Raw genomic sequence first — 12,532 nt, 5'->3', positions numbered from 1 at the left:
CGCTGCGATGCTGCTGCATATCGTCGCGCGCGGGCGAATCGGGCGGTCGCCCGAGGCCGAGCTGGTCGACCGTTATCTGAAGCGGATCGCGTGGCCGACCCGCGTCAGCGAGCTGCCCGATCGCGGCGGGCGCGAGCCCGACCGGCCGGCGCACGGGCGGCGCATCCTGCTCGACGAGAAAGGCGAGGTCCTCGGCTCGACGGCGTTCGCCGAGCGGCTGGGGCGATGGCGCGACGACGGCGCGCGCGAGGCGCGGTTCCTGATCGGCGCGGCGGACGGGTTCGGCGATGCCGAGCGCGCGGAGGCGGACATGCTGCTGTCGTTCGGGCGCGCGACCTGGCCGCACCTGCTGGCGCGGGCCATGCTGGCCGAGCAATTGTTTCGCGCGACCAGCATCCTGGCCAACCACCCCTATCATCGCGAAGGCTGATGCAGCGCCGGCGGGCCTGGGTGCTGGCGGCGGCATTCGCCGCGGGCGGCGCCGCCTCGTCCGCGGCGACCGCTCCGGAGGCGTACACCGCCGCTGTCGCCAAGCGCCGCGCACAGGCGCTGGAGGCGCGTGCCGATGCCGCGGCCGATCCAGCCCGGCGCGCGCAGCTGCGCGAGGCGGCGGTCGCGGCGCGCGTTGCCGCCGCGGAAGCGGACATGGCGATCCTGCGCGCACGCGCGACCACGCTGGCGCGACGGGTGGCGGACCAGAGAACACGGCTGGCGGTGCACGAGGCGCCGGTCGCGCGGATGCTCGCGACGTTGGCCGCGCTGTCGCGGCGACCGCCGATCGTGGCGCTGGCGCAGCCCGGCAGCATCACGGATCTGGTCCATGCGCGCGCTGTGTTCGCCGCGACGCTACCGGTGCTGCGCGCACGGTCAGCGGCGCTGCGCGCCGAGGTGGCGCGGGGACGGATCATGCAGGCGAGCGCCGCGGACGCCGAGCGGCGGCTGCGCGCCGGCCGCGCGCGGCTGGTGGAGGCGCGTGAGCAGCTGGCGGCGGTGACCGGCGGCGACGACGATCGCGCGCTGGCGATGGAGGAGGCGGTGCGTGATACCGCCGAGCGTCTGACCGCGATCGGTAGCGAACAGGCGGTGTTGGCCGATGTCATGGCGCTCGCGGTCCCGCCCGTGCCGCCCGCATCGCGTCGCGCAGAGGGGGCCTATCGCCTGCCGGTGCGCGGGCGGTTGGTGACGGGGCTGGGCGAGATGTCCGGCAATGGCGTGCGGGCGCGCGGTCTGACGATCGCGGTGCCCGCCGCGACACCGGTGGTCGCACCGGCCGGCGGACGAATCCGCTACGCCGGCGCGTTCCGCAGCTTCGGCCAGATCGTGATCGTCGACCATGGCGCGGGCTGGGCGTCGTTGCTGACCGGGCTGGGCAGGGTGGCGGTGCGCCCGGGTGCGATGGTGGCGGCGGGCGCGCCGCTGGGCACCGCCCCCGCGGTGGACGGCGCACGCGTGACCGTTGAGCTGCGGCGGCGCGGACGGCCGGTGGAGATCACGCCGCTGCTCGGGTGAGCGCGCCCGACGCTCATGCGCGGTTCAGCCGCACGGGTGCTTTGATCGCTCCGACGTTTCCGCTACACCGCCGGATCGTCCATTCGCAGGAACAGTTTCGCCCGCCATGAAGTCAAAGCTGCTCCCGGCCGTCGCGCTGGTCACCGCCATCGCCACCGTGCCGGTCGCCACCGGGGCGATGGCCGCGTCGGACACCGCCACCTATCGCCAGCTCGACAAGTTCCTGGACGTCTACAACCGCGTAAAGGCCGATTACGTCGACAAGGTCACCGACGATCAGCTGATCAAGGGTGCGATCGACGGGATGCTGGCGGCGCTCGACCCGCACAGCAGCTATGTCGACGCCTCCGACTTCGACAATCTGCGCATTCAGACCGAGGGCAACTACGGCGGGCTGGGCCTGACCGTGTCGATGGAGGACGGCGCGGTGAAGGTGGTCGCGCCGCAAGAGGATACGCCGGCCGGGCGCGCCGGGATCAAGTCGGGCGACTTCATCACGCATATCGACGGCAAGCTGATCTACGGCGGCACGCTGGACGAAGCGACCGCGCAGATGCGCGGGCGTCCGGGCACCAAGATCACGCTGACGCTGATCCGCCCCGGTCGCGAGAAGCCGATCGTCGTCACGCTGGTGCGCGAAGTGATCGTGCAGCGCCCGGTGAAGTGGGAAGTGAAGGGTGACGTCGGCTACATCAACATCAACACGTTTTCCGAGAAGACCGGCGCCGATACGCGCGCCGCGATCATGGCGATCGACCGGTCGCTGGGTCATCGCCCGCTGGGCTACGTCATCGACCTGCGCGAGAATGGCGGCGGGTTGCTGACGCAGGCGATCGAGGTATCGGACGCGTTCCTCGACCGCGGCGAGATCGTCAGCCAGCGCGGGCGCGAGAAGGACGATATCGAGCGCTACTTCGCGCGCCCGGGTGACGATGCGCACGGCCTGCCGGTGATCGTGCTGACCGATTCGGGTACGGCATCGGCCAGCGAGATCGTCGCGGGTGCGCTTCAGGATCATCACCGCGCGCTGGTGATGGGCGAGCGGACGTTCGGCAAGGGATCGGTGCAGACGCTGCTTCAGCTGGGGCCGCGAACCGCCTTGCGGCTGACCACCGCGCGCTATTTCACGCCATCCGGGCGCAGCGTGCAGGAAGGCGGGATTGAGCCCGATATCAAGGTGCCGCAGATTTCCGACCCCGATTACAAGTCGCGTCCGGTCTTCCGCGAGGCCGATCTGCGCCGGCACCTGATCAACGAGATCAAGTCGCCCGACAATGCGGTGCTGGAAGAGGACGTGAAGGACGATCCGCGGTTCGCGACCTCGCCGGAGGTGCTGAAGAAGCAGGGGATTGCGGACTTCCAGCTGTGGTATGCGCTGAAGACCATCGCGCGGCTGGGCGGGGCGCAGCAGGTGGCGGCGGTGACGCAGGCGATGACGGTCAAGCCGACCGCCGCCGCCACGCCGGCGGCGAAGTGATGGGGGCCTCGACATGATCGGCCTTGGCTTGCGCAACGCGCGGCTGCTCGCGCTATTGATCCCGGCGATACTGCTGGGTGGGGCGTGGGCGTTCCAGCTGATCGGCGGATTGTATCCGTGCGAGATGTGCCATTGGCAACGCTGGCCGCACTACGGCGCGCTGGTGCTGGCCGGATTGGCGTTCGTGACCGGGGGGCCGCGCGTCAAGGCGACGTTGGTCGCGGGCGCTGCGGCGCTGATCGCCGTCTCGGGGTTGATCGGGGTCTTCCACGCCGGGGTCGAATATCATTGGTGGCAGGGAATCACCGCCTGCACGCAGACGACCAGCCTGTCCGGGCTGTCGACCGACCAGGCCTTGAAGGACCTGCTCGCGGCCCCCATCGTCCGATGCGACGCGGCGCAATGGTCGCTGGCGGGCGTGTCGCTGGCAGGATGGAACGCGCTGATCTCGCTGGCCGGCGCGGTGCTGATCGCGGTGCAATTGAGGAGGCGTGGATGACCTGGAAACCCGGCGACCGGCCTAATGCGACCCATTCCATGATCCGCGTCGATCAGGCGGGCGAGTTCGGTGCGACACGCATCTACGAGGGCCAGCTCGCGATCATGGGGCAGCGTTCGCCGATGGCGCGCAAGATCTCCGCAATGGCGCTCCAGGAGGAGCGGCACCGTGCCTTTTTCGACCGGATGATCGTCGAGCGTGGGGTCCGGCCGACGTTGTTCCAGCCGTTCTGGGACGTGGCCGGCTTCGCGCTCGGCGCGGTGACCGCCGCGATCGGGCCGGAGGCGGCGATGGCGTGCACCGCCGCGGTCGAGACCGAGATCGACAAGCATTACGAGGAGCAGCTCGTCGCTTTGGGCGACAGCGACCCCGAATTGTCGGAGGCGATCCGCGAGTTCCAGGCCGAGGAACTGGAGCATCGCGACACCGCGCTGGCCAACGGCGCCGAGGACGCGCCCGCCTATCCGTTGATGTCCGCGGTCATCCGCATGGGATGCCGCGTCGCGATCGCCACCGCCAAGCGGATCTGAGAGGAAGCATGTCGCTGCGTTGTCTTGCCACGTTCCTGTTGCTGTCCAGCGCCGTCCCTGCGGTGGCGCAGAGCGGTCCGCCGTCGCCGGGGGTGCCGCGCGTGTCGCGGACGACGGCGGCCGAGGGCGTGTCGCGCAGCGCGCCGGTCAACGGCGTGATCGTGCTGTATGGCAACGAGCGGTGCCCGACCGACAATGCCGGCAACGAGGTGGTCGTCTGCACGCGGCGTCCGGCCGAGGAGCAGTTCCGGATCCCGAAGGAACTGCGCAACTTCGAGATCACCCCCGAGAACGAGACCTGGGCCGCGAAGGTGCAGGCCAACAGCGACGTCGGCGTCGTCGGAGTCGGGAGCTGCTCGACCGTCGGTGCGGCGAGCGCCACGGGGTGTATCGCGCAGAACGCCACCCGCTGGAAGAAGGAGCGGCGTGCCGCTGCCAAGCAGGACACGCCGGACCTTCCGTGACGGCGCGCGCGGCGGCTCCGCGGCGCGCCGTCACGGCAACTTAGATCGCCTGCGGCATGCGCACGACGGCGCGACGGCGGCGCATCGAATATCCGACCACACCGAAGCCGAGGATCATCATGCCCCACGTCGCGGGCTCCGGCACCGCCTGGATCGCGATCCCGAACAGCGCGCGGTTGGTCTGCCCCAGCGAGGTCAGCTGCCCGGTGCCGAGGTCGGCGCGGTACAGCGTGTTGGCGTTGAAGACGAACGCGTCGTTACCCGCGATGTCGAAGCTGGTGCGCGAGCCGAGGTCGACGCCGGTCGCACCGACCGTGTTCAGCACGCCGCCATTGTTGTTCTGGCGCGCCAGCACGTCGCGGTCGGTGTCGACGACGTAGAGCTGCGTGGTGGTGCCCGGTGCGCCAAATACGGAGCTGGTATAGGCGGCGGCACTGACCCCGGGGTTGCTGCCGGCGTTGGCGTCACCCGCGGCGTAGGCAAGCCCGGTCGCGGTCGTCAGCGAACCGTCGTTGGGATTGAAGACATAGTTGTTGTCGGTGTTGCTGACGATCCGGACTCGGTCGATGGTCGGATTGAAGTCGAAGCCGAAGACGTTGCCGTCGATGGCGAGCGGGCCGCTGACGGCGGTGGCGACGCCCGTCGTGGTGTTGATCGTGTGGACGACGCGGTTTGCGGTCAGGCCGTAGAGCACGCCGTTGAGCGGGCGGAAGTCGAGCGCCTCGAAGCTGCTCGCCGCGCCGGTAATCTGGATGGTCGACAGGAACGTGCTCGGCGACGAGCTGTCGAACGTGACCAGGCGGTTGTTTTCGTCGACGCCGAAGATGGTGGCAGCGGACGCGTCGGTGGATACGGCTGCCGCCAAGGCAGCCGCGATCAATGCCGTCTTCACGGGCTATTCTCCCACTGTTTTCCGAACGACGGGCGCAGACGGGGGGTGTCTGCGCCTCGTTCGAGGCGAACCATTCTTCACCAATATGGGTTAGTCAATCTGCTTAACGATCATTAACCATGGTCACGCCGTGACATTTTGTGTCTGCGTTTTTCTTGGAACCACGGCAGTTTGCGTGCGTCTTTACGCGCCGATTTCACCCGGCGCACATTTCAGGACGGTTTGCGCAGCCCCTTGACACGGTGCCAAATGTAAAAGGCGATCGCCGCGACGAGGACGACGCCGATGACCGCGTCGGCGCGATGGAAGAAGGCCTTGAGTCGCGGGTCGCTGTTCCACTTGTCGCCCAGCGTCATCCCGACCCAGGCCAGCAACAGGCAGAAAGGCCATGATCCCACGAACGTGTAGACGTGGAACGGGATCAGCTTCATCCGTGCGACCCCCGCCGGGAAGGCGATAAAGGTGCGGATCACCGGCAGCATGCGGCCGATCAGGATCGCCCATGTACCCCAGCGGTTGAAGAAGCGATCGGCGAGGTCGAGCTCGCCTGGCCCGATCAGCACGTAGCGCCCGAACTTCTCCGCCATCGGCCGGCCGCCGCGCCGTCCGATCTCGTAGGCGACGATTGAGCCGAGATTGCAGCCCAGCGCCCCCGCCGTCGCCGCCAGCCACAGGTTCAGCTCGCCGGTGGAAACGAGATAGCCGGCGAACGGCATGATGATTTCAGACGGCAGCGGGATGCACGCGCTTTCGATCGCCATCAAGAGCGCGATACCCCAGTAACCGCCGGCGGAGATGACGGCGATGGCGAAGCCCGCAAGGGCGGCAAGGATCTTCTCGACCATGATCGCGCGCTTGCGATACCGCGCCGCGAAAGGGAAGCGCGAAAAGGAACCGGCCCCCGGTGGCAATGGTTCGTCGCGAATGACGGATCTTACGCTGAATGATGGACGCCGCCTGCCCCGGCTGGGGCTGGGCACCTACCAGATCCCGGATGCGCAGGTCGCCGCGGTCGTGCGCGCCGGGCTTGATCTCGGGTTTCGCCTGATCGACACCGCAGCGCTTTATCACAACGAGCGCGGCGTCGGAGACGGTCTCGCGCATGACGACGCGTGGGTGACGACCAAGTTGTGGCACGATCAGCATGGCGACGCCGCGGCGGCGCTGGATGCCAGCCTTGCGCTGCTGGGGCGCGATCACGTGGACCTGTACCTGATCCACTGGCCGCATCCGGCCGGCGGCAAATTCGTCGATGCGTGGAGGACGCTGGTCGAGCTGCGCGAGCGCGGGCTGGCGCGGTCGATCGGCGTGTCGAATTTCCTGCCCGAGCATCTCGATGCGATCATCGATGCGACGGGGGTGGTTCCGGCAGTAAACCAGATCGAGCTGCATCCGACCTTTCAGCAGCGCGAGGTCGTGGCCGCCAATCGCGAGCGCGGCATCGTCACGCAGAGCTGGAGCCCGTTGGGGCAGGGGGCGACGCTCAAGGATGCGCGGGTCGTGCGTATCGCCCAAGACGTGGGCGCGACGCCGGCGCAGGTCATCATCGCCTGGCATCTCGCCAAGGGTTACTCGGTGATCCCGAAGGCAGCGGACCTCGACCACCTGACGTCGAACTGGGAGGCGCAACAGGTGCGGCTGTCCCCGGAGCAGATCGCCGCGGTCGATGCGATGGACGATCCGGATGGGCGTATGGGGCCCGATCCGCGCGAGTTGTAACGCCACGAGGGACGGCGGCGGAGGTTGCCCGCCGCCGCCGGGGTGTCAGGCGGATGCGAGTTCCGCCTTACGGTTGGTGGTGCTCTCGGCCATCGTCGTCAGCTTGTCGTCGGTGGCCTTTTCCTCGTCGAGCGTCGCCTGGAGCAGCGAGACGACCTGCGTGTGGCCAAGCTGCTTGGCCCACGCGATCAGCGTGCCGTAGCGAGTGATCTCATAATGCTCGACCGCCTGCGCCGAGGCGATCAACGCGGCGTCGAGCACCGACTTGTCGGCCACTTCCCCGGCGACCTCGTTGGCTTCCTTGATGATGCCGTCGATCGCCGGGCAGGTGACCGCCTTCGGCTTCTGGCCGAGCGCCTCGAACGCCTGCTCGAGCCGGGCGATCTGGCCTTCCGTTTCGCGCAGATGCGTCTCGAAGCCCTGCTTCAGCTCGACCGCGGTCGCCTTCTCGATCATCTTCGGCAGCGCCTTGGTGATCTGGTTTTCGGCGTAATAGATGTCCTGCAACTGGTGCAGGAACAGGTCGTCGAGCGTCTCGATATCCTTGGTGAACAGGCCCATCTTCGTTCTCCTAGGCTGGGGTACCCACAGCCGAACGAGGCGCCCGCGCGAGCGTTGCCGCGAAAGTGCCTGATCGAGATCAGTAGCGGTGAGGGGGTGACGAATGGCCGCCGAGCGATTATGGCGCGCGGCTTATGTCCCGCACCGCTGCACGTACCAAGGCCCGCGCCGCCGCGCGCCTAGCCGCCGTCCAGGCGCTCTACCAGCATGAGATGGAGGGCACCGCCGTCCCGGTGCTGCTCCACGAATTCCACCAGCATCGGCTGGGCGCGACGATCGAGGATGTCGAATATGCCGAGGCCGACGTCGCGTTCTTCGACGACGTGGTGAAGGGTGTCAGCGCGCGGATCGGCGAGATCGACCAACTGGTCGAGGGGCGGCTGACCGCCGGCTGGACGCTGGAGCGGCTCGACAAGCCGATGAAGGCGATCCTGCGCGCGGGCACGTACGAATTGCTGGCGCGCGCCGACGTGCCCGTGGGGGCGGCGATCAGTTCCTATGTCGATGTGGCGCACGCCTTCTATCAGAAGCGCGAGGCGGGGTTCGTCAACGGCCTGCTCGATGCGATCGGCAAGCAGGTGCGCGGCTAGGCATGGGCGAGATCGTCTCCTTCAAGCAGGCGCGCAAGGCCAAGGCGCGCGCAGCGAAGGAGACGCAGGCGGCCGCAAACCGCGCGGCGTTCGGGCGGACGAAGGCGCAGAAGGCCGCGGATGCCGCCGAGCAGGCGCGCAGCGATGCGCTGCTCGACGGCGCGAAGCTCACGGATAGCTGACCGCCTTGGGCACCTCCGGCAGCGGGATCCACTCGCTATCGTCGGGTACGCTGGCGAACTCGCCGGCCTTCCACGCGCGCTTGGCCTCGCGGATGGCGTCGCGCGAGGAGTGGACGAAGTTCCACCATACGTGGCGCGGGGTCGAGAAAGCGGCACCGCCGGCGAGCATCGCGCGGCCACCCTGCGTCGAGGACAAGGTCGCGGCGATGCCGGGGCGCAGCACGTACAGCCGCTGCGGCTGGAGCGGCAGGCCGTCGAGCGTCGCATTCCCGCTCGCCAGGTAGATCGCGCGTTCGTCGGCGCTGTCGTCGATCGGCACCGCCGCTCCTGGTTCCAGCATGATGTCAGCGTAGATCGTTTCGGCATAAGCGGTCACCGGCGCGCTCGCGCCCCACAACGATCCCATCACCACGCGCGCGGTGGCGCCGTGCGCTTCGATGACCGGAAGCGCATCGGCGGCGACATGCTCGAAGGCGGGCGCGCGATCCTCTTGCCCGTCGGGCAAGGCGAGCCACGTCTGGATACCGTCGAGCCGCGGCCCGCCGGCACGCACGTCGACGGGGGAACGCTCCGAATGGACGATCCCGGCACCCGCGGTCATCAGGTTCACCGCGCCAGGGGTGATGCGCATGTCGCTGCCGATCGAATCGCGATGCTGGAACGCACCTTCGAACAGATAGGTGACGGTCGACAGCCCGATGTGCGGATGCGGGCGGACGTCGACCCCGTCGCCGGGCGGCAGGTGTGCGGGGCCCATCTGGTCGAAGAACAGGAACGGTCCGACCATCGTGCGCTCGCGATGAGGCAGGGTGCGATAGACCTTGAAGCCGCCGAGATCGTGCGTGGCGGGCTCGAGCGTCTGGAGGACGAGGTCGTCGCGGGTCGACATGGGGTTACTCCATCGGAAACTCGAACGCCCTAGCAGCGAACGCGCGCGCACGGAACCACGCCGAGCCGGCGTCCGTTTGGCGGGCCGACCGAGTCCGATCGGAGAAACAACATGAATTACAAGGCTCTAAGCTTGGGATTGGGTGTCTTCTCGCTCGCCCTGGGGGCAGCTGAGCTGTTCGCGCCCAAGCGGATCGCGCGCGCGCTGGACGCGGAGGATCATGACGGACTGGTGCGGGGCTTCGGCGTGCGCGAGCTGGTGTCGGGGGCCGGCATCCTGGCCGCCCCGGCGGCATCGGCAACCGTCTGGAATCGCGTGGCGGGCGACGCTCTGGACATGGGAGCGCTGGCGATGGCGGCGCGCCGGTCCCCGCGGAACCGCGCGATCTGGGGCGCGATCGCGTTCGTCGCAGCGACCGCGGCGCTGGACGTGCTGACCGCGCGTGGGCTGGACGAGCAAACGGGAAAGTTCCTGCCGGTCGGCGCGTGAGCCGGTCGGGCCTGAGAGTGTCGGGAACGTGAGCGAGGATGGAGCCGTTGGAGCGGGCATGACCAAGAAAGCATCCAAGACGCAGGCCACGAAGGCCAAGGAAGTTCGTCACACCCGCGCCATCGTTGCCGCCACGGCGGTCGGGGCGGTGATCGCGGGCGTGGGCGCGGCGATCGGCATGGGGTGGCTTAACCGCCTGTTGCCGGTCGGGAACGCCGAGCATGCGGTGCCCGACCTGGCAGCGGATGCGCCGACGCCCGGCACCACGCGGGCGCCCGAGGCGTTCCGCCCGGATCCGACCGCGCCCGTTCCCGCCGCAGAGCGCGACGGCTTGCGCCCCGCTACCGGTCCGGCACCGACGCTGGCGGCGACGCGCGGCGAGATCGCCAACCAGACCGGCGCGGCCAACGGCTAAGCGGGCTCGTCAGAACCACTGCATGACCGAGGCGGAGAAGGGCGTCCACCAGCCGATGCGGACGCCCGCATCGGCGAGGCGGTCACCGGTCCAGCTATTGCAGGTGTTGAGCGCATCATAGCGACCGCGCGCCGGGTAGAAGGCGTCATAGCCGGCATAGCCGGGAAGCGTGGTACCCGAGGCGCGGCTTGCGCGGATCACGTCAACGAGGCGCTGGTATTCGTCCGGCGTGAGCACGACCGGGCGGACGTGTTCGCTCGGCAACGGATGCGCGACATGCTCGACATGGAGCAGCGTCTTGTCGCTGCCGATCGCGGCGCGCAGGATCGTCGAGGGCCGGATGTCCCACCACGTCGGCGTACCGAGAAAGAACTGCCGCTCGCCCCAGCCGATCGCGACATAGCCATGTGCGCCGTAGCGCGCGTCGGCGAGATCGCGCGCCGGGAAGTCGCCGCGCCAGTCGATCCCCGCCGCCTGCTTCGGCATGACGATCCCGGTATGCACGCCGTTGTCCTCGATCCAGATCGTCACGCCGCCGGTCGCAGGCGGACGCCAGTCGCGATGGCGCGGGATCGTCGACAGCGTCGTGCCGGCGAGCAGATAGACGAACGCCAGCAGCGCCAGCGCACCCAGCAGGCGCGCGGCGATCTGCCCTGACCGTCTCAACGCCTGCCGCACGCTACAGGTCGAGCGCCCAGCCGTCGCGGCCCCTTGGATCGATCGGGCGCGTCGGCACGAAGCGCTCGGCGCCGGCGGTCAGCCGGAGGATCGACCAGTCGCCACGCCGGTCGACTTCCTCGACGATGCAGCCGCAGGTGGTGAAGGCGCGCTCCACCTCGCCGCGCTGCGTTTCCAGCAAGCCGGCGAGCACGATCGACGCGCCGGGTGCGGCGATCGCGGCGACCTCGGGCGCCATCGAGATCAGCGGGCCGGCGAGGATGTTGGCGATCAGCAGGTCGTAGGGCGCGCCCGCGCGGATCGCCTCCGACAGCGCGCCGTCGGCCACGATCAGCTCGATACCGTCGACGTTGTTGAGCGCCATGTTCTCGCGCGTGACCTCGATCGCGGCGGGGTCGATATCGGTCGCCGTGACGGTGGCCTCGGGCCACAGATGTGCGGCGGCGAAGGCGAGCAGCCCGGTGCCGGTGCCGAGGTCGATGACGTTGACGATGGGGCGACCGGCGAGCGCGTCGAGCATTGCGAGGCACCCGGAGGTGGTGGCGTGATGGCCGGTGCCGAAAGCCTGCCCGGCGTCGATCAGGAAGGCGCGGCTGCCCGCCGGCGCATCGACCGGGTGCGCGCTGGTGTGGACGACGAACCGGCCTTCGCGGATCGGCTCGAGCCCCGCCTGGCTCATCGTGACCCAATCCTGCGCGGTCAGCGGGGTAACGACCGGTGCCGCGCCGGCCGCGCTCGGCACCAGCGCGATCAGCGCGGCGAGCATCGCGGGGTCGGGCTCATGCTCGCAATAGGCATCGAGGCGCCAGCGCTCGCGGTCGTCCTCGACCTCCTCGGTGGTCATCAGCACTGCGTCGATCGCCAGGTCGTCGGCGGCGTCGATCGCCTCCGCCTCCGCGCGGGTGCAGGGCAGGGTGACCCGCCAGCTGTCGATGTCAGCGGACATAGCTGGCTCCGTTGATGTCGAGGACCGCGCCGGTCATCGAGGCGGGCGCCTCCAGCGCGCAGAAGCGGGCGAGCGTCGCGACCTCGGCGGGATCGGCGACGCGGCCCAGCGGGATATCGGCGAGCAACGTGTCGCCGCCGCGGCTGGCGAGATAGTCGTCGGCCATGCCGGTCATCGTGAAGCCGGGGCAGATCGCGAAGGCCAGGATGTTCTCGCGGGCATAGCCGCGCGCGATCGTCTTGGTCATGGCGACCATCCCCGCCTTGGCGGCGGCATAATGCCAATGCGCGGGCGAGTCGCCGCGATAGGCGGCGCGGCTGGCGACGTTGACCAGTCGCCCGCCGCCCGTCGCCTGCCAGTGGCGGACGGCGTGGCGCGACAGCTGCGCGGCGGCGGTCAGGTTGATGCGCTGCGTCCGCTCCCACCCCGAGAGCCACTCGGCGTCGTCGCGGTCGAGCGGATTGGCCTCGAACACGCCGGCGTTGTTGACGAGCACGTCGATGCGCCCGCCCAGCCGATCGAGCGCCGCCGCCCAGAGCGCATCGGGGGCGGCGGGATCGGCGAAGTCGGCGGCGATCCCGCTGGCGGTGCCCTGTCCGGCGACCACGACGTCGGGGACGGCGGCCAGCGTGTCGGCGATCGCAGCGCCGATGCCGCGGCTCGCCCCGGTGATGAGGATGTTGGTCATGCGC

Annotated in this window: 18 protein-coding genes; 11 read left to right on the top strand and 7 right to left on the bottom strand. The window is 69.3% G+C overall.

Going from position 1 to position 12,532, the window contains the following annotated elements:
- Nucleotides 1-7: 7 nt before the first annotated feature.
- The 6 genes from J2Y58_RS05935 to J2Y58_RS05910 all read left to right on the top strand — a co-directional run bounded on the left by J2Y58_RS05935 (nucleotide 8) and on the right by J2Y58_RS05910 (nucleotide 4,479).
- Nucleotides 8-430: a 23S rRNA (pseudouridine(1915)-N(3))-methyltransferase RlmH gene (locus tag J2Y58_RS05935; protein WP_310100109.1), complete on the top strand. Its 423-nt coding sequence runs from the start codon at nucleotides 8-10 to the stop codon at nucleotides 428-430.
- On the top strand, nucleotides 430-1,509 hold the full coding sequence (locus J2Y58_RS05930) for a peptidoglycan DD-metalloendopeptidase family protein (protein WP_310100108.1): 1,080 nt from the start codon (nucleotides 430-432) through the stop codon (nucleotides 1,507-1,509). Before J2Y58_RS05935 ends, J2Y58_RS05930 begins: the two co-directional genes overlap by 1 nt.
- A 106-nt stretch (nucleotides 1,510-1,615) precedes the next feature.
- The gene (locus tag J2Y58_RS05925) at nucleotides 1,616-2,986 is read left to right on the top strand and encodes a S41 family peptidase (protein WP_310100106.1); all 1,371 of its coding nucleotides are present in this window, start codon (nucleotides 1,616-1,618) and stop codon (nucleotides 2,984-2,986) included.
- A gap of 13 nt (nucleotides 2,987-2,999) precedes the next feature.
- The gene (locus tag J2Y58_RS05920) at nucleotides 3,000-3,485 is read left to right on the top strand and encodes a disulfide bond formation protein B (protein WP_310100104.1); all 486 of its coding nucleotides are present in this window, start codon (nucleotides 3,000-3,002) and stop codon (nucleotides 3,483-3,485) included.
- Entirely contained in the window at nucleotides 3,482-4,015 is a 534-nt protein-coding gene (locus tag J2Y58_RS05915) for a demethoxyubiquinone hydroxylase family protein (protein ID WP_310100102.1), read from the top strand. The genes J2Y58_RS05920 and J2Y58_RS05915 overlap by 4 nt, the downstream gene beginning before the upstream one ends.
- An 8-nt stretch (nucleotides 4,016-4,023) precedes the next feature.
- Nucleotides 4,024-4,479, top strand: coding sequence for a hypothetical protein (locus tag J2Y58_RS05910; RefSeq protein WP_310100100.1), 456 nt, complete (start codon nucleotides 4,024-4,026; stop codon nucleotides 4,477-4,479).
- 40 nt (nucleotides 4,480-4,519) lie between these two features.
- Here J2Y58_RS05910 and J2Y58_RS05905 read toward each other — a convergent pair whose 3' ends face one another.
- Together J2Y58_RS05905 and J2Y58_RS05900 are read right to left on the bottom strand one after the other, a co-directional pair.
- Nucleotides 4,520-5,371 carry a DUF4394 domain-containing protein gene (locus J2Y58_RS05905; RefSeq protein ID WP_310100083.1) on the bottom strand — a complete coding sequence of 284 codons (852 nt, stop codon included), beginning with the start codon at nucleotides 5,369-5,371 and terminating at the stop codon, nucleotides 4,520-4,522.
- Nucleotides 5,372-5,583: 212 nt separating this feature from the next.
- Nucleotides 5,584-6,216 (bottom strand): DedA family protein, encoded by a 633-nt coding sequence (locus tag J2Y58_RS05900; protein ID WP_310100081.1) that lies wholly within the window; start codon nucleotides 6,214-6,216, stop codon nucleotides 5,584-5,586.
- A gap of 79 nt (nucleotides 6,217-6,295) precedes the next feature.
- Here J2Y58_RS05900 and J2Y58_RS05895 point away from each other — a divergent pair, with 79 nt between their 5' ends.
- Complete coding sequence (locus J2Y58_RS05895; protein WP_310100074.1) at nucleotides 6,296-7,090, top strand: aldo/keto reductase; 795 nt, start codon at nucleotides 6,296-6,298, stop codon at nucleotides 7,088-7,090.
- Nucleotides 7,091-7,135: 45 nt separating this feature from the next.
- On the opposite strand, the gene J2Y58_RS05890 is transcribed toward J2Y58_RS05895, so the two are convergent.
- The gene (locus tag J2Y58_RS05890; RefSeq protein ID WP_310100073.1) at nucleotides 7,136-7,651 is read right to left on the bottom strand and encodes a ferritin-like domain-containing protein; all 516 of its coding nucleotides are present in this window, start codon (nucleotides 7,649-7,651) and stop codon (nucleotides 7,136-7,138) included.
- Between the two features lie 134 nt (nucleotides 7,652-7,785).
- Between J2Y58_RS05890 and nusB the strand changes: the two genes are divergently transcribed.
- Both nusB and J2Y58_RS05880 read left to right on the top strand, forming a co-directional pair.
- Nucleotides 7,786-8,241 (top strand): transcription antitermination factor NusB, encoded by a 456-nt coding sequence (gene nusB / locus J2Y58_RS05885; protein WP_310100072.1) that lies wholly within the window; start codon nucleotides 7,786-7,788, stop codon nucleotides 8,239-8,241.
- 2 nt (nucleotides 8,242-8,243) lie between these two features.
- Nucleotides 8,244-8,423, top strand: coding sequence for a DUF4169 family protein (locus tag J2Y58_RS05880; RefSeq protein WP_310100071.1), 180 nt, complete (start codon nucleotides 8,244-8,246; stop codon nucleotides 8,421-8,423).
- Here the strand turns inward: J2Y58_RS05880 and J2Y58_RS05875 are convergent.
- Entirely contained in the window at nucleotides 8,410-9,312 is a 903-nt protein-coding gene (locus J2Y58_RS05875; RefSeq protein ID WP_310100070.1) for a pirin family protein, read from the bottom strand. The genes J2Y58_RS05880 and J2Y58_RS05875 overlap by 14 nt on opposite strands.
- Before the next feature lie 111 nt (nucleotides 9,313-9,423).
- Here J2Y58_RS05875 and J2Y58_RS05870 point away from each other — a divergent pair, with 111 nt between their 5' ends.
- Complete coding sequence (locus J2Y58_RS05870; protein ID WP_310100065.1) at nucleotides 9,424-9,801, top strand: hypothetical protein; 378 nt, start codon at nucleotides 9,424-9,426, stop codon at nucleotides 9,799-9,801.
- Between the two features lie 58 nt (nucleotides 9,802-9,859).
- Nucleotides 9,860-10,216, top strand: coding sequence for a hypothetical protein (locus tag J2Y58_RS05865; RefSeq protein ID WP_310100063.1), 357 nt, complete (start codon nucleotides 9,860-9,862; stop codon nucleotides 10,214-10,216).
- Nucleotides 10,217-10,225: 9 nt separating this feature from the next.
- On the opposite strand, the gene J2Y58_RS05860 is transcribed toward J2Y58_RS05865, so the two are convergent.
- The 3 genes from J2Y58_RS05860 to J2Y58_RS05850 are packed head-to-tail and all read right to left on the bottom strand — an operon-like array spanning nucleotide 10,226 to nucleotide 12,528.
- Nucleotides 10,226-10,882 carry a TIGR02117 family protein gene (locus J2Y58_RS05860; protein WP_310100061.1) on the bottom strand — a complete coding sequence of 219 codons (657 nt, stop codon included), beginning with the start codon at nucleotides 10,880-10,882 and terminating at the stop codon, nucleotides 10,226-10,228.
- A 13-nt stretch (nucleotides 10,883-10,895) separates the two neighbouring features.
- Nucleotides 10,896-11,840 carry a 50S ribosomal protein L11 methyltransferase gene (locus tag J2Y58_RS05855; protein WP_310100059.1) on the bottom strand — a complete coding sequence of 315 codons (945 nt, stop codon included), beginning with the start codon at nucleotides 11,838-11,840 and terminating at the stop codon, nucleotides 10,896-10,898.
- Nucleotides 11,830-12,528, bottom strand: a complete 699-nt coding sequence (locus tag J2Y58_RS05850; RefSeq protein WP_310100056.1) for an SDR family oxidoreductase — start codon at nucleotides 12,526-12,528, stop codon at nucleotides 11,830-11,832. Before J2Y58_RS05850 ends, J2Y58_RS05855 begins: the two co-directional genes overlap by 11 nt.
- Between the last annotated feature and the right edge of the window lie 4 nt (nucleotides 12,529-12,532).

The sequence above is a fragment of the Sphingomonas sp. BE138 genome, assembly GCF_031456125.1.
Lineage (GTDB): Bacteria > Pseudomonadota > Alphaproteobacteria > Sphingomonadales > Sphingomonadaceae > Sphingomonas.
This window is presented reverse-complemented; position numbering and strand designations above follow the sequence as displayed.

Bases quoted from the DNA above. Each gene is read 5' to 3' on its own strand.
- J2Y58_RS05910 (WP_310100100.1), top strand. From the start codon at position 4,024: ATGTCGCTGCGTTGTCTTGCCACGTTCCTGTTGCTGTCCAGCGCCGTC.
- J2Y58_RS05865 (WP_310100063.1), top strand. From the start codon at position 9,860: ATGACCAAGAAAGCATCCAAGACGCAGGCCACGAAGGCCAAGGAAGTT.
- J2Y58_RS05850 (WP_310100056.1), bottom strand. From the start codon at position 12,528: ATGACCAACATCCTCATCACCGGGGCGAGCCGCGGCATCGGCGCTGCG.
- J2Y58_RS05870 (WP_310100065.1), top strand. From the start codon at position 9,424: ATGAATTACAAGGCTCTAAGCTTGGGATTGGGTGTCTTCTCGCTCGCC.
- J2Y58_RS05935 (WP_310100109.1), top strand. From the start codon at position 8: ATGCTGCTGCATATCGTCGCGCGCGGGCGAATCGGGCGGTCGCCCGAG.
- J2Y58_RS05890 (WP_310100073.1), bottom strand. From the start codon at position 7,651: ATGGGCCTGTTCACCAAGGATATCGAGACGCTCGACGACCTGTTCCTG.
- nusB (WP_310100072.1), top strand. From the start codon at position 7,786: ATGTCCCGCACCGCTGCACGTACCAAGGCCCGCGCCGCCGCGCGCCTA.
- J2Y58_RS05920 (WP_310100104.1), top strand. From the start codon at position 3,000: ATGATCGGCCTTGGCTTGCGCAACGCGCGGCTGCTCGCGCTATTGATC.
- J2Y58_RS05875 (WP_310100070.1), bottom strand. From the start codon at position 9,312: ATGTCGACCCGCGACGACCTCGTCCTCCAGACGCTCGAGCCCGCCACG.
- J2Y58_RS05880 (WP_310100071.1), top strand. From the start codon at position 8,244: ATGGGCGAGATCGTCTCCTTCAAGCAGGCGCGCAAGGCCAAGGCGCGC.
- J2Y58_RS05925 (WP_310100106.1), top strand. From the start codon at position 1,616: ATGAAGTCAAAGCTGCTCCCGGCCGTCGCGCTGGTCACCGCCATCGCC.
- J2Y58_RS05930 (WP_310100108.1), top strand. From the start codon at position 430: ATGCAGCGCCGGCGGGCCTGGGTGCTGGCGGCGGCATTCGCCGCGGGC.
- J2Y58_RS05900 (WP_310100081.1), bottom strand. From the start codon at position 6,216: ATGGTCGAGAAGATCCTTGCCGCCCTTGCGGGCTTCGCCATCGCCGTC.
- J2Y58_RS05895 (WP_310100074.1), top strand. From the start codon at position 6,296: ATGACGGATCTTACGCTGAATGATGGACGCCGCCTGCCCCGGCTGGGG.
- J2Y58_RS05855 (WP_310100059.1), bottom strand. From the start codon at position 11,840: ATGTCCGCTGACATCGACAGCTGGCGGGTCACCCTGCCCTGCACCCGC.
- J2Y58_RS05915 (WP_310100102.1), top strand. From the start codon at position 3,482: ATGACCTGGAAACCCGGCGACCGGCCTAATGCGACCCATTCCATGATC.